Genomic DNA, 20367 nt, shown 5'->3' with positions numbered 1-20367 from the left:
CTAGCGGGAAGTCAGTTTGTCATCAGCTCTGTCTACGAAACTATAACGTTGGCGCCATGCTTACCACTCGCTTTCGGTGGGCGCTACGTTTTCGCGCGCCTGAATGGTGAGCTCAAGCCCAAGAATTCCCGCCAGGGCCAATAGCCGATCAAGCGTTAGATGGCCGGGCTGATTTTCTATTTCAGACAGGCGATTTTGACTGATACCGAATTGCGCCGCGCGACACTTCGGCACGACTTAAGTAACAATTGCGTACTATCCGTGCTGGATATTACTGCCATTTCCCACCTAATCCGAACTACTACCGTCATACGATGATCAAGGTTTCCACGCTTTTTGCACCCTTGAAATAGAGCAACTATTGCTCTAAACTACGTATGCCGACAATTCAATTTTTTTATAAATCAAGAGTGGTTATGTATGCTGGCGACCATCCCCCGCCGCATACGCATGTCATGATGCGAGATGGACGTGAATGCCTTGTTTACCTAGACGACTTAGTCGTCACGGGGCGCGTATCGGCACGAGAAATACAAAACGAATTGCAATGGATCTCCTTGCATCGCAGACAGTTATATGAAACATGGCGAAGGCTTAATCCATGAGTGACTTTTTTTATCCTAAGCTGAAAGCCGTCGAAGCGTTGTCGCCTTATGTGTTGCGCACTCGATGGAGCACGAACGAGGTCCTTGATGTCAATATTGAACCCGTGCTTCGTAAAACACCCGACTTCACGGCACTGCTAGAGCCTGAGACTTTTGCCAAGGCACATGTCGCGCAATGGGGGCACGGTGTTGAGTGGTTTGATACCGAACTGGGCGCCGACAATGTCTACGCGTGGGGAAAAGAACAGGCCGGCGAAGTCAGCCACCAAATGCTCGACGCATGGATGCGCCGCAATGAGCTTTCGTTAAGCCTGGCGGCCCAAGCCTTGGGTATCAGCCGGCGAATGGTTAGCTACTACCGTACAGCACACAAGCCTATTCCAAAAACCATCTGGCTGGCCTGTTTGGGCTGGGAGTCGCTAAGTCGCGAGCAAGCCCGTAAGCTGCAGGCGGCGGTTTAGTTTGCCGGCATTACGCGAAGCTGCCGCCCCCGGTTAAGCGAAGTTGCCCCATACTTTTTTTAGCAGCCGCTGCAGTTCTTGCTGTTCTTTGTCGGTCAGGCCGTTAACGGCCCGTTCAAAAATGGCCCAGGCGGGGGGCAGCACTTTGTTGAATTGTTTTTTGCCGGCGGGCAGCAGGTGGATTTCCAGCACGCGCTGGTCGGTGGCGCTGGGTTGGCGGCTGATGTAGCCGGCGGTTTCCATCACGGTTAATGCGCGCGACAAGGTGGCCTGGTCGACCCCGGCGGCGTTGGCCAGGGCACTGATGCCCAGGCCGTCGGTTTCTCGCAAGAAGGCCAGCACGCGCCAGTGCAGCAGGGTCATGCCGTGGTTACGCAGCACGACCTGGAAGTCGGCATTGACGGCGCCGGTGGTGCGGTTAAGTACATAGGGCATGAAGGTTTCATGGCCCTGGTAATTCACTACTGCCTTGCTCTTTTTCAAACCCATATCGCCTTGCCCTGCTTAACCGCTGCGGTCGACTTTGCGTTGCAGCGTACCAATCAGCCAGTTTAACCCCAGGCCCAGCAGGCATATCCATACCAGGGGTACAAACATGTCTAGCGTGCGGTAGGCGCGGGCGGCTACTGTCAGCATGTGGCCCAAGCCGTCGGTCGAGGCAATCATTTCGGCCAAGAACACCACCACGCAGGCAATCACACCAGCCACGCGCACACCGGCCAGTACGGTGGGCACAATGGCCGGCAGGGTTACCTTCCACAGGCAAGCGGCGCGCGACGTACCCGCGGCACGGGCGGACCAGATCAGCTTTTGGTCTACCGCGCGGGCGGCCGACCAGGTGGCCATGAGCACCGGGAACAGGGCATCGGCAACAATAAGCGCAATTTTTGAGCTGTTTTCGAACCCGAAAATAAGAATCAGGGCCGGGTACAGTGCAATTTTTGGAATGGGCGCCAGCAAGCGCACCAGGGCGTCTAACAGGGCGGCCCCCAGGCGCGACAGTTGCGCGACCAGCCCCAGCCCAATACCCAGGACAATGGCCAGGCTTAACCCCACCACCAGGCGGTAAACGGTAATACCAAAGTTGGCCCAAAAGTCGGCCTGACCGGCCAGGGTAAACAACCGGGCAATAATGTCGGTGGGCGCCGGCAACAATTGCGGCTCAATCATGCCGGCGCGGCACACCGCTTCCCACACAATTAATACAAACAAGGGCGAAATGCACAGGCGCCCCCACCCCATGACGGCGGCGTTCATGATACCCCCCGGTTATTGTCGGCCCAGCGCGTTAAGTAGCGGCGCACGCGTTCGAACAAGGCGTCAAGCACAAAGCCCAGCACCGCCAGCACCAGAATGACGGCGTACACCGTTTCGTACTGGGCCATGTCCATGGATGTAAACAACAGGTTGCCCACGCCCTCTTGGCGGGCAATCATTTCGGACGAGACCATCACAATTAAGGCCATGACGACGCCCACCCGGCAACCGATCATGATTTCGGGCAAGGCGGCGGGCAGCACAACCTTGAACAGGCGGCCTACGGGCCCCATGCCCATGGCTTGCGCTGTCCAGACCAGTTTCTTTTCGACCCGAAGCGCGCCTTGGTAGCTGTGATACAGCACCGGCAGGCTGACGCCCATGGCGATGACCAGGATTTTGGAAAAGCTGCCCAGGCCAAACCACAGCATAAGTATGGGCATAAGGGCGGCCTTGGGCATGGGATACGCCAGCGACACCAGGGGGTAAAAAGCCTGGTACATGGCGCGGCTGCGGCCCATGGCCAGCCCTAACGGGATGGCAAACAGCAAGGCCCAGAAGTAGCCGGTAAACATGCGGCCCACCGACTGGGCAATGGCCCACAGCGCACCGGGGTCGACGACGATGAAGCGCAGCTCTTTGACGGCAGCAATGGGGCCTGGAAACGAGCTGAACCCCAGCACACGTGCAGCGGCCGACCAAATCAGGCCCACCAGCAGTACAGCCATGATCACCCCGACAAAGGGGTTTTCGTACCAGCGCGTAGGGCGTTGGGCGGCCTGGCTCATGCGTGCTCCCCGGTCAGCAGGCTTTCAAGATGCACGATGTAGTCTTGATATTTGCGGTTAACCAGTAGCTCCGACCGCACGCGTGGTCGCGGCAGGTCGATGTCGATAATTTCGCGCACGGTCCCGGGGCTGCCGGTCAGCACAATGACACGGTCCGACAAGTACACGGCTTCGTCAACCGCGTGCGTAACGAACAGCACGGTATTGCGCAGTTGTTCCCACAAGGTTAGCAATTCGGCCTGCAGGGTCAGGCGGGTGTGGGCGTCGAGCGCGCCAAAGGGCTCGTCCATCAGCAAAATACCAGGCTCGTAGGCCAGGGTGCGGGCAATGGCGGCGCGCTGGCGCATACCGCCCGACAATTCGCGCGGGTAAAAATGCGCGTATTTGTCGAGCTTGACCTTTTCCAGCCAGACCATGGCGCGGGCCTCGGCCTGGACCTTGGGCACGCCCTGCTCGCGCAGGCCGTACGCCACGTTGCCCAGCACCGTCTTCCAGGGGAACAAGGCGTATTCCTGGAAGACAGGCCCGCGATCGGGGCCGGGCTGGGTGACCAGACGCCCATCGACCTTGATGCTGCCACGCGAGGGCTGCTCGAAGCCGCCCACCATGTACAGCAGGGTACTTTTGCCGCAACCGCTAGGGCCCAGAATAGAGACAAACTGCCCGTCGGGAATGTGCAGGTCGATGTCGAGCAGGGCCGCGTGTTCGGTGCCCCGCGCGGTTTTGAACGTTTTACCCAGGTGGTCGATGGTGATCATTTACTTTACCGGTGCGATGATGTCTTCACGAACAAAGTCTTTGATGTCGAGCTTCTGTTTAAGGAAGCCGGCGTCGTGATACAGGTTGAAGGTTTCCTGGATGGCCGCGATGTTGGGCTTCATGCTGGGCTCGCGGTGGAAATCTTTGGGCGTGAGCAGGTACTTGGACAGCACGGCGGCCGGGGCGCGGGTGATTTCAGAGGTGACTTCGGCGGCCAGGGCGGGGTTTTCTTTCAGCTTGGCCATGGCGCGTTCCAGGTCTTTAACATAGGCCTTGACCACTTCGGGGTTGGCGTTGGTGTAGTCCTGGTTGCAGCCTTCAAAAATCTGCACGTTGGGGTTTTGCACGTCTAGCAGTTTGAACAAGGGGCGCAGGCCGCCTTTTTCTTCGTTCAAGACAGTAAACGGGGGCACCATGGGGCCGGCATCGACGCGGCCGGAACGGATAGCGTCGGCCGAAGGCGGGAAGCCGGTTTCAACGATTTTGACGTCTTTTTCGGGGTCGAGGCCGTTTTTCTTGAGCCACAACAGCATGTGGTAATACACGCCCGAACCGTACGCGTTGGTGCCAATGACCTTACCCTTCAGGTCTTGTGCGGTTTTGATGGGGCTGTCTTCTTTAACGGCCCAATACACAGAAAAGCTGCCGGGTTCTTCAGCCGCATGCTGCGCCACAATGTAGGGCTTCAGGCCGCTTTCGATATAACCTTGGGCCATCGACATGGGCGCCATCGTGGCGCAGTCGAGCACATTGGCGCGCATGGCCTGCACCATGGGCGATGTGCCCTGGAACTGGGTCCATTTGATGGTGTATTTTTTGCCCAGGTCAGGAAACAGCTCGGGGCGTTTCATCATCAGGTACTTCGATTCTTCGGCCGGAATCGTCCAGCCCACGCGCAGCTCGGGTACATCAGCCGCGATGGCTGGGGCGTTGGCGGCCGCGGCCAGGGTAGCGGCGGCGGTCGATGCTAGTAATGCTTTGACTTTAGTTTTCATTGCCTGTTTCCTTTACTGTTGTGGAAGGAATGCTTTGGTCTAAACCAAAATGCCGCAGCATGCCCAGGGTACGTGCCAGCACGTCGCGCCGGTACGCGTTTAAATCAACCCCTTCGTACGACAAAAACCCGCTTGCCGACCGTAACCCGATTTTGCCTTCGTGCATATAGCGCTGGACGATGTCCGGGGCGGTGTATCGGGTGGGGTCCAGGTTGTCGGCAAGGTAACGGCTGGCGTGATACAGGATGTCGTTGCCGCCGTAATCAATAAATTCAAGGACGCCGATGCTGGCAAACCGGAAGCCCAGGCCGTAGCGGGTGGCCAGGTCGATTTCTTCGGCGGTGGCGACGCCTTCTTCAACCATGCGGGCTGCTTCATTCATGATGAGGGTTTGCAGGCGCGGCACAATAAAGCCGGGGGTGCAGCCACACTGAACGGGGACTTTGCCGATGGCCTTGAGGCTGCTCTTTAGCGCGGCCAGGGCTTCGGGGCTGGTGGCGGCCGGGTTGGGGGTTGCCGTCGAGCGGTTTGTTGCTGCTGCGTTGCCTGTTGCTGTCGTCGGGTTTGTGCCTGCGGCAGCCCCGGTTTCGGTACCGGGGGCGGTTACCGGGCCGTTATGGGCGCTGATTTCCACCAGCGGGATGATGTATGCCGGGTTCAGCCAGTGGGCGTTCATGAAACGCTCGGGGTGGGTGACCATGGCGGCCAGGTCGGACGCCAGCATGGTGGACGTAGTTGACGCGATGATGGCGTCGGCCGGAGCGGCCTGGCAAATACGGCCCAGCGCGTCGCGTTTGGCATCAAGCGTTTCGGGCACGCCTTCGTAAATAATGTGCGCGCCGGCCAGGGCCTGAGCGGCCTGGTCCAGGCTGACGACGCTGATACGGGCGCGATGTTGCGCGACCTGATCGGCACTGAACATGCCCAGGTCGGCCAGTTGTTGCAGGGTGGTGTTCAGTTCCTGGTCGATGTCGTTTTGCAGCGCTTGAAATTGCTCGGCGCTGCGGGGCTTGAAGTCGACAATGACGACGCTTTGGCCCCGAATGGCATACGCCACGGCAATGCCCCGCCCCATGCGGCCGGCGCCAATGGCCACGATGGCCGGGGGGTTTGTTTGTGCTGTCGTGTTATTCAACGCCATGCTGTGTTTCCTTTGGCTCCGGCTGCCGGGGGTGTCGTACACCCGGCGCGCGGTTTACATGTTTACTGCGGTCTGTGGTGGGCCAACAACCCGGCTTTACCCGAGGCTTTTGGGACTACGCCTTACCTTGGTAAAGCAGTTCGCGCATGTCGGCTTTGTTCAAGCCGGACAGGCCCAGGGTGGGCAGGGCGCGGGGGCCTTTGCGCAGGTCTTGGCCGACAATACCGCCGGCAATGGCCAGCAAGCCTTTGCTGATGGGCGCGTCGGCGTTTGTCCAGTCGGCCACCGAGGCCTGGAAAGACAAGCCCAGCATGGTGTCTTCGGTCATGTAGCGGTGGCTGTGCAGGTCGATGTGTTCGCGCCAGTCGCCGCTTTTCACCAGTTTTTTATGCACGTCACCGTACATCCAGTTGTCGCTGTTGTAGTGGTCGGCCAGTGGGAAGTGCGGGGCGGCATAGCCCATGGCTTCGCGAATGGCGATGCGTTCCAGGTCGAGCTGGTCGGTAACCGAGCGCACTGCCGGCTGGGTGCCTTCGTTGTGGATGTCCCAGGCTTCGAAATGCTGCAGGGGCGCTGCGTTCATGATGATGAGCGGCGGGTGAATGATGGGGCCGGCGTTCATCAGCGCACCCGACATGGCGTCTTCGCAGGGTTCGACAACCGGGAACGCCTGGCGGATGACGTCGAGTGCATGGGCAGAGCGCTTGGCGGGGTAGGCGCCGGTGGGCAAGCGGGTGGCGCGGGTGGTAATGGCCACAGTGTTGGGGCCGTGCTTGCGCACCAGCCAGGGCAAGGTGCCGGTTTCGGCCCAGGTCACTTCGGCCTTGTTGCCGGCGGCTTTCACGGCTTCGGCCATTAAATAGCTGCCGAAGGTACCGGGCGGCAGGTAAACGACCTGCCCGTCGGTTAAGTGGGGCGCCATGGCACGGGCAATGTCCATTTGGGCAATGGCCGGTGACGGAATGACAATTAACTGCGCGCCTTTGATGGCGTCGCCAATGTTGGCGGTGGCATGCGCAATGCGGATATCGCGCTGGCCTTCGTCGTCTTTGATGGTGATGCAGCCGCTGTCAATAACAGGCTGCAAAGCCGCGGCGTCGCGTCGCCACAAACTGACTTCGTGCCCGGCTTCGCTCAAGTCGGCTGCTGCCGCGTAACACCCATGCCCACCGCCTAAAACTGCAATTTTCATACCCGACTCCATGCTGGTTAATTGTATGCACTTGCATATACTTTTTTCTAAGGTACGGTATTTGCAAGGCAGTCAGCAATAAGGGTAAGTGCGGATTAGCGGGGTTTTTGTGGCGGGGGATTACACAACGATTCGGAACGCGGTGGCCTTGGCAATAGGACGCACGTGCCTGTTCTCGCGCTTCATTTCTACAAAACCGTAGTTGGACATGGTTTTGAGCGTGCGCGATAAGTTGCCCGGCTTACGGCCTGTTAAGCCCGCCAATGACGAAATGGACGCCGGCTTGGCCTGTTGAATAATTTTGAGCAACGCGCGGTTGTCGTCGCTGAGCACTTCGGCAAGTGATCGCATTGAGGTAAACCAGATTTTTGGGTCGGACGCTTTGGGCTTGTATTCGCCACGCGCGATAGCCAGCATCCGTTCGCGGATTTTCTCTTGGGGCATGATGCCCACAACAACGGCCTTCATGATGACTGCAGCTCCTTTAACACCCGATCGACTTCCTCGAAAAAGTCGGCCAACAACTGGTGCGCATCTTTAAATTCGTACGGAACACCCTTGTCGCTGATATGACGATGCCGATGGTCGTATGGCAAACGGTTGCCTGCATACTTGAACTTTTTGGGCGGCTTGACGGCGTGGGCATTGTCGTAACCCAGCACCCTGCCGCCGTAGGGTTCGTGCAGCGTCAGACAGTATCGAACACCATGCGGAATGTGGCGCGTTGCACTTACTTTCCAGGCTTCAATTTTTATCCAATAGCCATTGCCCTGATCGATGACTTGATCGTGCAGGTCTAAAAGCGTGGCGACACCCGGATCGTCACGCATATTTTAACGTATCAGCTGATGATAATTTTATGCGGCTTGGCGCAGGGCTTTTTGAGTCGATCAATTCATTACCCGAGAGTATTTTTTGGAATTCATTCTCGGCTAATTTCTACTTTTTACAGCTTAATTTCAACTAAAAGCATGGCATTTTTGCCCATGCATCAAACCGCGCTTGCGCACGTGCCGGCGAAGTAGCGTCACTTAAATACGCGGACAAATCTGCCCAGCCGAGGATGGTTTCGGGCGGGGGCTTCGGGCATTGTGTGGGCTGGGCCTGGTGCTGCCACTTGAACGCTACAACGCACGTCATTATTAACGCAGCCCAATACTGTCGATTTACAATACTATTGTGATACGTTACTATCTTGATCAAGTCATTCGCTTGCAAATACACCGCAGCATTGTTTGAAGGCACTCGTATCGCCAGGTTTTCAAACATCGAAACCGTGGCAATACGAAAGTTGGCACTTATACACGGCGCATGCAGCCTTGACGATTTACGCGTCCCACCCGGCAATCGGCTTGAAGCGCTCGCCGGCGATAGGCAAGGCCGGTTCAGTATTCGTGTTAACGACCAATGGCGCATTTGTTTTATTTGGAATAGCGGCCATGCCGAAATGGTCGAAATTGTCGATTACCACTAGCAGGCTACCTATGCGCGACGTCCCTTACCCAAAGCCGGGCGAAATTTTGATGGAAGAGTTTCTAAAACCGTTGGGTATTACGCAATACCGTCTGGCTAAAGAAATCGGCGTGCCGCAACGTCGAATAGGTGAAATTGTCGTTGGGAAACGATCTATCACTGCAGACACAGGCCTTCGGCTGTCAAAATTTTTTGGCACTTCCGATGAGTTCTGGACCAGTCTTCAACTTCGTTACGACGAAGCGTGCGTAAAGGAAGCATTGGCCGAAGTGCTGGCAGGCATTCGGCCTCTAAACGCTATACCTCCGGCCAGGTCACCAACCCGGCGGCGTGCAGGGCCTTGATTTCTTTCCAGGCTTGGCGAATGAATTTTGCGCACGCCACATTCTGTTCGAACAGATTGTATTTGGCCGCCAACCCATAGTCGGGCAGGTTGATCATTTCGGTCGTGATATACCGCAACGGGCTGTTGGGATGGGTGATGTGATAGCGCATGGCCATACGAATCGCCTCTTTCGAGGGCTCTAGCAAGTAGGCATGCCACTGCGAATGCCATTCGCCGGCCGCCGGGCGGGTCATGGGGTACTGAATACCGCGCGCGTAGCTGCCGTCTTCATTTTTATACCAAAGATTCTTGGGCTGATTGGGGCCCACCGTACGCAGTTGCGTCCAGGTCACCATGTTCAGGTTCAACCACTCTTCCAGCAGCGACCCGGGCTCGAACGGGTCGAGCTTCATTTGCCCTGACTCAACCGCTTCGCGGCACTCAGAAATATCCAGTTCTTCGGGGTTGCCGATCTTGAAGGCGACGTGACTGTAGTCCACATTAAAGTTAAACGGAATGCCGCGGCTTTGAATGGCTTTGGCAATGGGCGTGACGCGCGCGTAAGATTCGTTCCACATATTGACATGAAGCTCGAACACCGGCGCCACGCCCTGCTTCATGCCTTCGTCGTATACCTGCAGGTAATGGTCGATGATTTCCTGATCTGACAGTACATGACCTTGCGCGTGGTGCGTAAAGGTCATGATGTTGTGGGCCTTGGCGCCAATTTCGGCGCAAATTTTCAGGTTGTCTGAAAGCAAAGCGTCGTCGCGGCCCAGCATGTAAAACCAGCTGGCGGTATGTACCGGCAAGTCGTACTTTTCAATCGCCTTGCGGTAGTCGTCGATATTGCTGCGAAGGGGGATGCGGTCGAAATAGTCAAAGACACCCGATTCTTTAACCAGCCGGAACTGTTCGTCGATGCTGTGTTCTTCAAGCGACACGGGCCGCGACATGGACGAGGCCTGCGCACCACGGCCATTACAACCCAGCAAAAACGGGAAATCGGGGTCTATGGGTTTCATTCTAGAATCCTTTGTGTGGTCTTATCTTTGTTATGCTGCTTTTACAGACTGGCGCTCGGCCTTTTCGGCGTCGATCATCGAGTCGACCAGACGACGCATACGTACGGCCGAGGCATCCAGGTTCAGCAATACCGGCTTGAAGTCTGGGTAGGCTTTTTCATTTTTATGAATGGCCTCGAGGATGACCTTATCTTCGGAGAACGCTTCGCGGAAGGACGCGGACATGGCCTTGTTGGTGTCGTCGTCGGCCTTGAAGTTTTTAACGTGCAGCCAGTGGTCAATAACCGTGTTTTCGTCAACCGGCGTCATGAAGTGACAGGCGTAAATTTGAATGCAGTCGTCGCGATTGCCTTCGGGCGCCCCAGTACCGGTTTTCGCGGTACCAAAGTCAATAACCGCAATGCTGGGCGCGGTGTAGTGGTAGTAATGCCAGCGGTCGACATTGGTGGTGAAGCCGCCAAACTTCTGGAAAAGCGGGATGGCGGGCGAGTCAAGCACCCAGCGCCAGGTCAGTACGCCGTTTTCGGTACGCTCTGACTGCACGGGGACGTCTTCGCTGGCGGCATTGCCCAGCGTGGTCAGGTGCACAAAACTAACGTGAGACGGGTCGCACAGGTTGTCGCACAGGTTCAGGTAGTTGCACTCGATGCGCAGGGCGTCGCCTTCGACAGCCTGCCAGGCCGGGTCGTGATACTGCGGCAGGTCGTATACCTTGGCAGGGTCGGCCTTGTCGGCGTCGCCCATCCATATCCAGACCAGGCCCATGTGTTCGTGCGTGGGGTAAGTCGTCACTTTGGCGCCTGCCGGTATTTTGTCTTGGCCGGGAATGCGCACACACTTGCCGGAACAGTCAAATTCCATACCGTGGTAGCCGCACTGGATGACATCGCCCTTGAGCTTGCCATGAGACAGCGGCAGCATGCGATGCGGGCAAATATCTAGCTGGGCCACCACCTTGCCCTGGGTATTGCGGTACATGACCACGTCTTTTTCAACAATGCGGCGCTGCGCCAGGCTTTGCGTGATGTCGCGCGACCATGCGATGGGGTACCACGTGTTTAATACGTATTCAGCCATGATGTCCTCCGGTCTACCTTGTCAGGCAAATTAATTTATTGAGTATTCACTACATTAGTCGAATAATAAACATAAATGCCCGGCTGTGCAAAATATTTTTTGTTAAGGTGCGGGGCACAGTAAACTTGCAGCAGAACGTTTCAATATTTCAACTCGGCAATGACACGAAAAGACTCCGACGCAGCAGCTTCAACCATCGACCTTGCAGCCAGCGCCCGCGAAGTGGGCGAACCGCCAAAACGCGGGCGTTCGCGTTCGGCGCAAACGACGCGGGCCAATATCTTGAAGGCGGCCAAAAAGATTTTTGCCCGCGATGGCTATGGCGGCGCCCGTGTCGAAAAAATATCGAAAGCGGCCAAGTCGTACGACAGCCTGATCTACTACTACTTTGGCAGTAAAGAAAAGTTGTTTGTAGCGGTGCTTGAAGAGGCCTACAAAGATGTATTCGAGGCCGAGAAGAACCTGAAACTCGACATGACCGACCCGGTGCAAGCCCTACGCACCATCATTCAGTTCCCGTTTCGCTACTACATCGACAACCCCGAACTGATCGTGCTGCTCAATTCCGAAAACCTGAACAAGGGCAAGCACATTGCCAAGTCAAAAAGCGCCGACCAATACTCCGGGCCGGCCATATCGATTTTGCGCAATGTCATCGAAGAAGGTCAGCGCCAGGGTATTTTTCGTGAAGACGTCGACAGCAAGCACCTGTACATGGCCATGACGGCGCTGGGGTACTTTTATGTCTCCAACCGCTACACGTTCTCGTTCTTCCTGAACGCCGACCTGATGGAACCCGCCGAAATCGAGCAATGGGGCAACTACATCAGCGAATTATTACTGAATTCGGTGCTGAAGAAACCCTGACGGTCATTCGTATCTACGCGTAGATGCGCGCATTGCGCCGCTGTAACCCGAATGCAAGACTGAACGCCCTTCCCTATTCGGGATGTACTAAAAAAGGTACAATCGGCGTCGACATTAAAACAATCCAGTTGGGCTGGCCCCTTGGCATGCCTTTAGTCAGAAAAATAGCTGATGGCTTATGGGAAACGCGTACGCACCTGCACGGGCGTATCGCACGCATATTTTTTACGATAGTTAACCAGACAATAGTTCTACTGCATGGCTTTATCAAAAAGTCCCAAAGTACACCGCTCAAAGAGCTGGCCATTGCAACGCATCGTTTAAAACAAATCAGGAATACATTATGAACAAGCACATTGGCAGCGATTTTGACAGTTTCCTGGCCACTGAAGGTACGCTTGAGGAAACCACTGCTATTGCCGCAAAGCGCGTGATTGCATGGCAAATTAGCCAGGAAATGAAAGCACAGCGGCTTACAAAAACCGAAATGGCCGACCGCATGAAGACCAGCCGTGCCGCCCTTAATCGCCTGCTTGATGCCAACGACACAAGCCTGACACTGGCAACACTGACCAGCGCTGCGCACGCGTTGGGCAAACGCCTGACGATCACATTGACGGCGTAGTTACGGCCGGTCGTACCCGATACTCTCGCGTCTTCGGCAAACGACAGAGGCTCTCGCAAAAACCTTAGCCCGCGCGAACACCCAGGCTTACACCACGCCCGACTGACGCAGGCCTTCGATGGCGGCGGCGTCGAGGCCCAGTTCGCCCAGCACCTGTTGCGTGTGCTGGCCCAGTGTGGGCGGGGGGGTGTCGTATTGAATAGGCGTACCCGAGAACTTCATGGGGCTGGCGACCAGGGCCAGCGACCCATACGTGTCAGATGGCACATCGACGCGCATGTTACGCGCCTGTACCTGCGGGTCTTCAAAAACGCGGTCAATGGTGTTGATGGGCCCGCAAGGGAAGCCTTGTTCGGTACCCAATGCACACCACTGATCAATGGTTTTTAATTTGATGCACTCTTCGAGCATGGGCACCAGTACGCTACGGTTGGCGACACGCTGGGCATTGGTGGCAAAGCGCGCATCTTGAGCCAGGGCCGGGCTGCCCGCTGCATTGCAAAATGCGGCGAACTGGGTGTCGTTACCTATGGCCAACATAACGTAGCCATCGGCGCAGGCAAACGGCTGATAAGGCACGATAGAGGGGTGGGCGCTGCCCAAACGGGCCGGCACCTTGCCGCCTAGCAAGAAATTACCCGCCTGGTTGGCAAGCGCAGCTACCTGGACGTCTAGCAAGGCGACGTCGATATGTTGGCCTTTGCCGGTTTTGCTGCGCGCAAACAAGGCCGCCAGAATGGCCGACGTGGCGTACAACCCAGTCAAAATATCGACCACGGCTACGCCCACTTTTTGCGGGCCACCGCCCGGTGTGCCGTCGGGCTCGCCGGTAATGCTCATTAAACCGCCCATGGCCTGCACCAGGGCGTCATAGCCTGGGCGCTCGGCATAAGGGCCGTCTTGCCCAAAGCCGGTAATCGAACAAAAAATCAGGCCTGGATTGACCTTGGCCAAGCTGTCGTAATCAAGGCCATACTTCTTCAGGCCACCCACCTTGTAGTTTTCGACCAGAATGTCTGCTTTTGCGGCCAGGTCAAGAATGATTTTGCGCCCGGCCTCTTTGGTGAAGTCGAGCGTAATAGACCGCTTACCGCGATTGGCGCAAAAGTAATACGCCGCATCTTGCGGTTGCCCGTCGGCCGTGTTGACGAACGGAGGCCCCCACGAGCGGGTGTCGTCGCCCTGACCGGGGCGTTCGACTTTAATGACATCGGCCCCTAGGTCGGCCAGGTTCTGGGTTGACCATGGGCCAGCCAGAATCCTGGACAAATCTAGAACAACCACCCCTTCCAATGCTGCAGACATGCTGTTTCCTTACTTCTCGATGACGGGCACTTCGACGGCCGGGGGGGTGTTGCGGCTACGCTGGCAACGCACAATGCCGTCGATCATGACCATGCCGATCCCGGGAATGTCGCCCAACTGAATGCTTTCGAGCAAGGTTTCGCCGGCGGTGTGCTGGGCGCGATCCATCATGACGAAATCGGCGACGCGGCCGACTTCAATCAGGCCGCAGTCCAGGTCACGCATGCGGGCGGTGTTGCCGGTAGCAAAGCACACGGCAATTTCGGCGGGGATATCGGCCAGGCTGGACAATTGGGCGATCATGCGGATGATGCCCAGCGGCTGTACACCGGAACCCGCGGGGCCGTCGGTACCCAGAATAACGCGGTGCAGGCAGCCCAGTTCGTGGGCGTGGCGCGCCGTCAGAATGGCAATGCGTTCGTTGCCGTTGTGTACGATCTCGATCCCTCGGGTCGAGCGTTCGCACAGTTCACAGACCTGTTTGTAAGGCAGCGAGGTATGGCCGCCGTTGATGTGGCCAATGATGTCGGCATCGGCTTCTAGCACGACGTCTTTATCGATCAGCCCCGAACCAGGGATAGACGGACCACCGGTATGGATAGTGCTTTGAATACCGTATTTACGCGCCCACTTGACCATTTGCGCGGCTTCGTCGCCAGCCTTGACGCTGCCCAGGCCGATTTCGCCCAGTAGTTTTACACCCGCATCGGCCAGGTCTTTGAAGTCGGACTCGACCATGCCCTTTTCGATGACCGGTGCGCCGGCCAGCACCTTGACGCCGCCGGGGCGGGCGTTTTCGAACGAGCGCTGGGCGGTGATGGCCAAAGCTTTCAGGCCCAAAATGTCTTTAGGACGACCGGGGTAGTGCACCTCACCGGCCGAAATCATGGTGGTCACGCCGCCGTTCAGGGTGGAGTCGATCCAGCCCAGCTGGCTCTGGCGCGGCGTCCAGTCGCCGGCCACGGGGTGCACGTGCGAGTCAATGAGCCCAGGCGCCAGTGTGGTGCCTCGGCAATCGATGATGCGATCGGCCCCTTCGGTGTCGCAGTCTTTGTACTTGCCAACGGCCGCAATGCGCCCGTCGTCGACAATGATGGTGTCGGCATCAAGAATGGGGTTTTCAAGGTCGCCCGACAACAGCAACCCGATGTTTTTGATAACAACCTTGCCAGACTTGGCTTCAACGGCGGCTACGGCCATGTTGTGTCTCCTGAACGGTTTGACTTAGGGCTGGGAAGGCGCGTGCATCACGCTCGCTTCCCGCCGCGCGCAGCGCACAAAGGCTACGCGCATTGGGGATACGACCAGATTAACGCAGACCGTCTTCGCCTTTGATCTCGTCTTTGGTCAGACCGCCTACACGAGGCAGTGGACGACCCGAATCGGTGACAGCAACAGCCACAACGATTTCGTTGGCGCGAGGCGCATCGGACACACGCGCCTCGATAGCGTCAAAGTGAGAGCGGACGTAAGCGGCATCTTTATGGCCCAGGGGCACGTCGATCGCGCTGCCTACCGTGCCCATTTTTTTGGACGACGGCACCAAGGCTGCGCCTTTTTCAACAGCTTTACGCAAGGGCGCACCCAATTTGGGGTGCAAGATGGCGGCGGCGTGCTCAAGCTCGCCAGACTCGCCAACAATGGCGGCCTTGCCGTAGCTTTCGGCCTGGTTGGGCGTAATGCCCAAGGCCTGTACGCATTTCTCACCCAGCAGTCCGCCCAGCTCTTCACCAATGGCCATCAGCGCCGACAGGTCTTCCTGGTATTTACCGGCAAAGGGGTTTTCAATCACGGCCATAGCCACGGCGCGACGGGTGGCCGGCTGGATGGCCTTGCCCATTTCGATGCGGGTTTCGTCAACAACGACGACCAGTTTGCGAATTTTTGCTGTCATGTGTGTTCTCCGTTTATCGCCTCAGGGGATGATGATTGGCCTGACGCGCTGTCTGTTTTAGTGGGTAGGTTGCACCAATAATTAGCGCAGGCCGTCGTATTTGCTGATTTGTTCTGGCGTCATGCCGCCTACGCGCTGATGAATGCGTCCGCCAGTGGCCATGGCCAAGATGAACACCAGTTCATCGCTGGCCGGCGCGCCGGGCACGTAGACTTCCATGGCGTCGAAGTGGCCACGCACATAACTGGCGGTGACGTGGGTAAGGGGGACGTCAAGGCGTGTACCAGGGCCGCCGACTTTTTTGGTGGACGGCACAATCGACAATGCGCGCCCGCCTTCGAGGCCTTTGGGGCCCGAACTTTTACCCTGTTTGTAAGCCGAGCGGTCGCCCTTCCAACCCAGCAATTCACGCATGGCGTAGCCACCGGGCACATGCCACAGGGCGCCATGTTCCAGCTCGCCGCCGGCGCCCACAATCGACCCTTTGCCATAGCTTTCGATGTCGTCGGGTGTCACGCCCATGGCTTTGACCAAGCGTTCGGCCATTTCAAGGCCAACGGGGTTGAGCTCGTCCATCATGGGCAAGATATCGGGTTCGTAGCGACCGGCGTACGGGTTTTTAAGCACAGCGGCTACCGCGCCACGAATCAGTGGTTTGTCGGCCGCCGGGCCGCCTTCGTGATAGATGGTCTCTACCTGGGTAAGTATTTGCCGTACTTCGATTAAATCTGACATGAACGCATTCCTTTCGTTATTCAATTCGGACGTGTGTGCTTATTACTAATGTTATGCAACATGGCGGTGCGGCGCTGTTGCGGGCAAGACGGCTTCGACGTGGCCTTGCAGCATCAGTACCGCCCCCAGAATCAGACCGTCGGCCTGCCATTGTCGCGCCAATTGCGCGCCGTGCGTCAGGGCTTGGCGGATAATGATTTCGGGTAACGGGCCAACGTCGACGGTGACGCGGCGATCGCCCAGGTCGGTGTCGTCTTTCAGGGTGTTGGCCGGCGCCCGCACAATAGCCGGGTGGTCGGCATTGACCTGGTTGGCAATTAAGGTCGCGGCCACATCGGCCTGCGCGGCGGTAGCCGCCAGTACCGTGACGCTGTCGGCAATACCCAAGCTAAAGCTGCGCCCGCGCCAACCGCTGGTAGCAATGCCCCCAATGCCTTGCGCGGCGTGCACGGTTAGTGTGCCGTCGGGGGCAATGATGGGCTCGGCCATGCCCTGTGCAGCAGCTTTCTGTGACTGGGCAAGCGCGTGTACCCCAGCCGCATTGCCCAAAGCCGGCGACGCCGCCGATGCCATCACCCTGACCTGATCAATATTACTGACCAGGCCTACGTTGTAGGTTTCTTCGGGCGCGAGGTACAGCGCGATATCGCCGCCGTTGTTGACAAAGACGCGGCGAAGGTTGGGTGCTACCGCCAAAATTGTTTGCAAAATTTCGTCAGCCACCGACCCCGCCACCGCAGCCATGGCCGTTACAAACCCGTGCCGATACGGCCAACAGGCGCGGCCCATTCGCTGGGCCACCGGGGTCTGGAAAGGGATGTCAGGCATATCGCCGGCCTGCGCTTGCCGCGACGAGACAGGCGAGGCAAGCGCCGCCCCCGCAACGCAGGTTGCGGGCGTTGAATGCCTGGCCCATTCGCCCACCGGGCGTCGCAATTGCGGCAGCTCGGTAACCAGCTCGGGCAAGATATTGCCAAAGCGCTGCCAGGCAGCCTCAAGGCCGGCGCGCACGCACGCGGGCTCGCCGTCGACCCCGATAATCAGGTCGATGGGGCCATGCTGGAAATGGTGTAAACCGTTGTCCAGCAATGCCCGAACGGCGCCGTGCCCTGCCTGCGTCATGGCCGGTTGGGCTTAGGCCAGCATGGGTTTGTGGCCCAGCGCCCAGGGGCTGGTGGGGTCAAACCAGTCAATAATGCGATGGCGGTCGTGCTGGACCACGTCTTCGATTTTGCGCACCGCATCGGCATGGCCGCCCAACCGAATGTAATCGTCGAGCTTCATCGAGAATTCGATGGGCGCCACGATAGCGGGTGTAGGCACGTAGCCGAATGAGTTGTCGGGCATGCGCAAGACATCGACCATGACGGTAATGCCGCCGCCGGACCACACATAGGCCGGCGCGCCGCCGCACGTTACATTGACCAGGGCAGTCTTGATGGAGTTTGTCAGCCAGATGGGGTTTTCGGTTACGCCGGCACGCAACGAACCACCCGCCCCGCCCAGGAACATGACACTGCACATCGAGGGTTCGCAGTTTTCACCGATACGATCGACGGTTTTTTGCAAGACCTCGGGCATGGGCTTGCGCTGCGGCGTCAGTTGATCATCGAGCTCGTAGTATTCGGCGTGCTCGCCAGTGGTTGAGGTAATCAACAAGCGCAAACCAGGCCAGGCCACGTCGGCATCCCACCCTTCAATAATGGTCAGCGCGTCGGTGATGTCGGTGCCGCCCCAGCCGTTACCCGGGTTGGCCACCTGGAAATAACGACCTGGCGTTGATTTGCGGCCTTTCATTTTGATGCCCGACGGCGGGATATCGAGGCACTTGCCGGCCTGGTGTTCGGACAGCACGCCGGTAATGTGGTCGTCGACCACAATAACCTCGTCGACATGGCTCCACCACTGCTTGGCAAAAATACCAATAGTGGCCGAACCGCAGCCCACGCGCATGCGTTTTTCTTCAACGCCATCGACAATGGGGGCTTTACCCGCCTGCACAACCAGTTGCGCGCCACCATCAATAGACAATTCGACCGCCTGCTTGTTGCCCAGCGCCATCATCATGTCACAGGTAAAGCGGCCCTCTTTTTTGCTGCCGCCGGTCAGGTGGTGCACCCCGCCAAGCGACAACATTTGCGAACCGTATTCGGCCGTGGTCACGTGGCCGACAATTTCGCCCTTGAAGCGAACATTTGACTGCTCGGGCCCCAGATAGCGGTCGGTGTCGATTTTGACCTTGAAACTGCAGTAGCTGAAGATGCCTTCGGTGACGACGGTAACCATGTCGACGCCTTGCTGGCGCGACGACACAATGAACGGTGCGGGTTTGTAGTCGGGGTAGGTTGTGCCCGACCCGACACCGGTAACAAACAGGCTGTTGGCATCTTTTACGTCGGCATCGGCAATGTCGTGCATTTCAAGCGCAGTCAGCGAATCGGGGGCCTCGCAGGCGACCGGCTCGGCACGCACCGCCTGGCCCGAGTCGTCGAGACGACGCATAAGCACGACCGGATCAATGCGCACCAACTGGCCTTCTTGGTTACCCCAGCGGTCGCACGCACCCGTGCGACCCTCGGTAATTTGGCACAAGACCGGACAGGCATTGCACTCGACCTTGTTAGTGGCCATTTTTTCGCTGCGGGGCTTGGATTTTTCAAGCACGGTGGGGCCTGAAGTGCTGGATGTGCTGGCGTCCAGGTTGTCCATGCTGTGGTCGATTTTGGTGTGTTCGGTCATGTCTGGCAACTCCGTTGGCGTGGCGTATGGGCCTGGTTGCAATGCCGGGGCACGCCATTTTTTGCCCCTGCTTATTTATAGTGTGTTACTTGCTTTAAGCCATGGCAGCATAAACGCAAGCACTATGTTTCATAATAAACAAAAAAATTTTCTACAGCAATAATTATAGTGTGTACGTTATATTAAATGCGCCCCAACCAGCGCGCGCGGCGCTGTGCCGGGCCCTGCGGCTGCGCTGACGGGCAACCTGCGCACCGAACGCAGCGTGATGTCAGTAATAAACGCTTTCCAGTGGGCCAGGTTGTCGGCGGCATGCAGGTCGACGCTTAAAAACGCACTTAAGGTGTAGCGGTTTGATAAATAGAAGTAGCCCAGTGCGGCGATTTCTATGTACAGGTCGCGCGCGGTAATGTCGTCGCGAAACAGGCCTTTTTCAACGCCTGCGCGTAGCACTTGCGCCAGCACTTGCACGGCCGGCGACGACAGCCGCGCCACCTGGCCCGATTTTTTAATATGCTTGCCCTGCTGCAGGTTTTCGCTGTTCAGCAGGGTGATCATCTCGGGGTGGGCCAGGTAGTAGTGCCACACAAAATGCACAACAGTGGTCAGTGCCTGCTCGGGGTGGGCCAGGTCAAACTCAAGTTCGGCTTCGGCCTCGTTCATGCGGGCATAGGCGGTTTCCAGCACTTCGACAAACAGCTTTTCTTTGCTGCCGAAGTAGTAATAAATCATGCGGTCGTGCGTGCGCGACAAGCGCGAAATCTGTTCGATTTTGCCGCCGGCAAAGCCATAACGGGAAAACACGCGGGTGGCGGCGCGCAAAATGGCATCGCGGGTTTTCTGGGCGCGGGCCTGAGTGGCCACTTCTACCGAGGGCTGCGCCTTACGGCGAACCGTAGTGCGCGCCACGCGCTTTACCTTGTCTGGCGCAGGGGCGGCAGGCGCCTTGCGCTTACCTGACGCCGAGCCATTGCCCGAAGGTTCTGTTTTGCTGCTGCGAGTTGCCATGGCCTTGTCTGGTTGACTGATTGAGAGCCATTCTGGGTGGGTAAACAAATGTAGTCAACACCGAATAATTTTGTATTTACTACATTAAATTTATGA

26 protein-coding genes are annotated in these 20367 nt (G+C 57.6%); 7 read left to right on the top strand and 19 right to left on the bottom strand.

Annotation, left to right across the window (positions count from 1 at the left end; all coding sequences use genetic code 11):
- Positions 1-60: 60 nt before the first annotated feature.
- Complete coding sequence (locus GTU67_RS04910) at positions 61-234, bottom strand: helix-turn-helix domain-containing protein (protein ID WP_185779006.1); 174 nt, start codon at positions 232-234, stop codon at positions 61-63.
- Positions 235-377: 143 nt separating this feature from the next.
- Between GTU67_RS04910 and GTU67_RS15685 the strand changes: the two genes are divergently transcribed.
- Both GTU67_RS15685 and GTU67_RS04900 read left to right on the top strand, forming a co-directional pair.
- Entirely contained in the window at positions 378-605 is a 228-nt protein-coding gene (locus tag GTU67_RS15685) for a DUF4160 domain-containing protein (RefSeq protein ID WP_185779005.1), read from the top strand.
- Positions 602-1066, top strand: coding sequence for a DUF2442 domain-containing protein (locus GTU67_RS04900; RefSeq protein WP_185779004.1), 465 nt, complete (start codon positions 602-604; stop codon positions 1064-1066). The genes GTU67_RS15685 and GTU67_RS04900 overlap by 4 nt, the downstream gene beginning before the upstream one ends.
- A 33-nt stretch (positions 1067-1099) precedes the next feature.
- Here the strand turns inward: GTU67_RS04900 and GTU67_RS04895 are convergent, their stop codons facing one another.
- The 9 genes from GTU67_RS04895 to GTU67_RS04855 form a co-directional block, all read right to left on the bottom strand.
- Positions 1100-1555: a MarR family winged helix-turn-helix transcriptional regulator gene (locus GTU67_RS04895; RefSeq protein ID WP_093971037.1), complete on the bottom strand. Its 456-nt coding sequence runs from the start codon at positions 1553-1555 to the stop codon at positions 1100-1102.
- Between the two features lie 15 nt (positions 1556-1570).
- On the bottom strand, positions 1571-2323 hold the full coding sequence (locus GTU67_RS04890; protein ID WP_249417578.1) for an ABC transporter permease: 753 nt from the start codon (positions 2321-2323) through the stop codon (positions 1571-1573).
- The gene (locus GTU67_RS04885; RefSeq protein ID WP_185779003.1) at positions 2320-3111 is read right to left on the bottom strand and encodes an ABC transporter permease; all 792 of its coding nucleotides are present in this window, start codon (positions 3109-3111) and stop codon (positions 2320-2322) included. Before GTU67_RS04885 ends, GTU67_RS04890 begins: the two co-directional genes overlap by 4 nt.
- Positions 3108-3869, bottom strand: coding sequence for an ABC transporter ATP-binding protein (locus GTU67_RS04880; RefSeq protein WP_185779002.1), 762 nt, complete (start codon positions 3867-3869; stop codon positions 3108-3110). The genes GTU67_RS04885 and GTU67_RS04880 overlap by 4 nt, the downstream gene beginning before the upstream one ends.
- Positions 3870-4865 carry an ABC transporter substrate-binding protein gene (locus tag GTU67_RS04875; RefSeq protein WP_185779001.1) on the bottom strand — a complete coding sequence of 332 codons (996 nt, stop codon included), beginning with the start codon at positions 4863-4865 and terminating at the stop codon, positions 3870-3872.
- Entirely contained in the window at positions 4855-6006 is a 1152-nt protein-coding gene (locus GTU67_RS04870; protein WP_185779000.1) for a 3-hydroxyacyl-CoA dehydrogenase NAD-binding domain-containing protein, read from the bottom strand. The genes GTU67_RS04875 and GTU67_RS04870 overlap by 11 nt, the downstream gene beginning before the upstream one ends.
- Before the next feature lie 115 nt (positions 6007-6121).
- Positions 6122-7198, bottom strand: coding sequence for an NAD/NADP-dependent octopine/nopaline dehydrogenase family protein (locus GTU67_RS04865; protein WP_185778999.1), 1077 nt, complete (start codon positions 7196-7198; stop codon positions 6122-6124).
- Between the two features lie 120 nt (positions 7199-7318).
- Complete coding sequence (locus tag GTU67_RS04860; RefSeq protein WP_185778998.1) at positions 7319-7666, bottom strand: HVO_A0114 family putative DNA-binding protein; 348 nt, start codon at positions 7664-7666, stop codon at positions 7319-7321.
- Positions 7663-8028 (bottom strand): toxin-antitoxin system TumE family protein, encoded by a 366-nt coding sequence (locus GTU67_RS04855; RefSeq protein WP_185778997.1) that lies wholly within the window; start codon positions 8026-8028, stop codon positions 7663-7665. Before GTU67_RS04855 ends, GTU67_RS04860 begins: the two co-directional genes overlap by 4 nt.
- Positions 8029-8393: 365 nt before the next feature.
- Between GTU67_RS04855 and GTU67_RS04850 the strand changes: the two genes are divergently transcribed.
- Positions 8394-8672 carry a type II toxin-antitoxin system RelE/ParE family toxin gene (locus tag GTU67_RS04850; protein ID WP_185778996.1) on the top strand — a complete coding sequence of 93 codons (279 nt, stop codon included), beginning with the start codon at positions 8394-8396 and terminating at the stop codon, positions 8670-8672.
- Positions 8638-9015 carry a HigA family addiction module antitoxin gene (locus GTU67_RS04845; RefSeq protein WP_430458994.1) on the top strand — a complete coding sequence of 126 codons (378 nt, stop codon included), beginning with the start codon at positions 8638-8640 and terminating at the stop codon, positions 9013-9015. Before GTU67_RS04850 ends, GTU67_RS04845 begins: the two co-directional genes overlap by 35 nt.
- Here GTU67_RS04845 and GTU67_RS04840 read toward each other — a convergent pair.
- On the bottom strand, positions 8969-10021 hold the full coding sequence (locus tag GTU67_RS04840; protein ID WP_185778995.1) for an apurinic/apyrimidinic endonuclease family protein: 1053 nt from the start codon (positions 10019-10021) through the stop codon (positions 8969-8971). The two genes, GTU67_RS04845 and GTU67_RS04840, sit on opposite strands and share 47 nt — an antisense overlap.
- A gap of 30 nt (positions 10022-10051) precedes the next feature.
- Positions 10052-11098 carry an aromatic ring-hydroxylating dioxygenase subunit alpha gene (locus GTU67_RS04835; RefSeq protein WP_093971045.1) on the bottom strand — a complete coding sequence of 349 codons (1047 nt, stop codon included), beginning with the start codon at positions 11096-11098 and terminating at the stop codon, positions 10052-10054.
- A 159-nt stretch (positions 11099-11257) separates the two neighbouring features.
- Here GTU67_RS04835 and GTU67_RS04830 point away from each other — a divergent pair, with 159 nt between their 5' ends.
- The 3 genes from GTU67_RS04830 to GTU67_RS04820 are packed head-to-tail and all read left to right on the top strand — an operon-like array spanning position 11258 to position 12590.
- Positions 11258-11965, top strand: a complete 708-nt coding sequence (locus GTU67_RS04830) for a TetR/AcrR family transcriptional regulator (protein WP_185778994.1) — start codon at positions 11258-11260, stop codon at positions 11963-11965.
- A 23-nt stretch (positions 11966-11988) separates the two neighbouring features.
- Entirely contained in the window at positions 11989-12312 is a 324-nt protein-coding gene (locus GTU67_RS15565) for a type II toxin-antitoxin system RelE/ParE family toxin (protein ID WP_185778993.1), read from the top strand.
- Positions 12309-12590 carry an XRE family transcriptional regulator gene (locus GTU67_RS04820; protein WP_185778992.1) on the top strand — a complete coding sequence of 94 codons (282 nt, stop codon included), beginning with the start codon at positions 12309-12311 and terminating at the stop codon, positions 12588-12590. The genes GTU67_RS15565 and GTU67_RS04820 overlap by 4 nt, the downstream gene beginning before the upstream one ends.
- Positions 12591-12677: 87 nt before the next feature.
- Here the strand turns inward: GTU67_RS04820 and GTU67_RS04815 are convergent, their stop codons facing one another.
- From GTU67_RS04815 to GTU67_RS04785, 7 genes are all read right to left on the bottom strand, one after another.
- Positions 12678-13895 carry a CaiB/BaiF CoA transferase family protein gene (locus GTU67_RS04815; protein WP_185778991.1) on the bottom strand — a complete coding sequence of 406 codons (1218 nt, stop codon included), beginning with the start codon at positions 13893-13895 and terminating at the stop codon, positions 12678-12680.
- 9 nt (positions 13896-13904) lie between these two features.
- Positions 13905-15095, bottom strand: a complete 1191-nt coding sequence (locus GTU67_RS04810; protein WP_093971057.1) for an amidohydrolase family protein — start codon at positions 15093-15095, stop codon at positions 13905-13907.
- A gap of 109 nt (positions 15096-15204) precedes the next feature.
- Positions 15205-15789: an amino acid synthesis family protein gene (locus tag GTU67_RS04805; protein ID WP_185778990.1), complete on the bottom strand. Its 585-nt coding sequence runs from the start codon at positions 15787-15789 to the stop codon at positions 15205-15207.
- Positions 15790-15870: 81 nt separating this feature from the next.
- The gene (locus GTU67_RS04800; RefSeq protein ID WP_185778989.1) at positions 15871-16524 is read right to left on the bottom strand and encodes an amino acid synthesis family protein; all 654 of its coding nucleotides are present in this window, start codon (positions 16522-16524) and stop codon (positions 15871-15873) included.
- Between the two features lie 51 nt (positions 16525-16575).
- On the bottom strand, positions 16576-17646 hold the full coding sequence (locus GTU67_RS04795; RefSeq protein ID WP_185778988.1) for a UPF0280 family protein: 1071 nt from the start codon (positions 17644-17646) through the stop codon (positions 16576-16578).
- A 12-nt stretch (positions 17647-17658) separates the two neighbouring features.
- Positions 17659-19263: a 6-hydroxynicotinate reductase gene (locus GTU67_RS04790; RefSeq protein ID WP_185778987.1), complete on the bottom strand. Its 1605-nt coding sequence runs from the start codon at positions 19261-19263 to the stop codon at positions 17659-17661.
- Between the two features lie 177 nt (positions 19264-19440).
- Positions 19441-20271, bottom strand: coding sequence for a TetR family transcriptional regulator (locus tag GTU67_RS04785; protein WP_185778986.1), 831 nt, complete (start codon positions 20269-20271; stop codon positions 19441-19443).
- Between the last annotated feature and the right edge of the window lie 96 nt (positions 20272-20367).

It is taken from the genome of Pusillimonas minor (genome assembly GCF_014237865.1).
In the GTDB taxonomy this organism is placed as follows: domain Bacteria; phylum Pseudomonadota; class Gammaproteobacteria; order Burkholderiales; family Burkholderiaceae_B; genus Neopusillimonas; species Neopusillimonas minor.
This window is presented reverse-complemented; position numbering and strand designations above follow the sequence as displayed.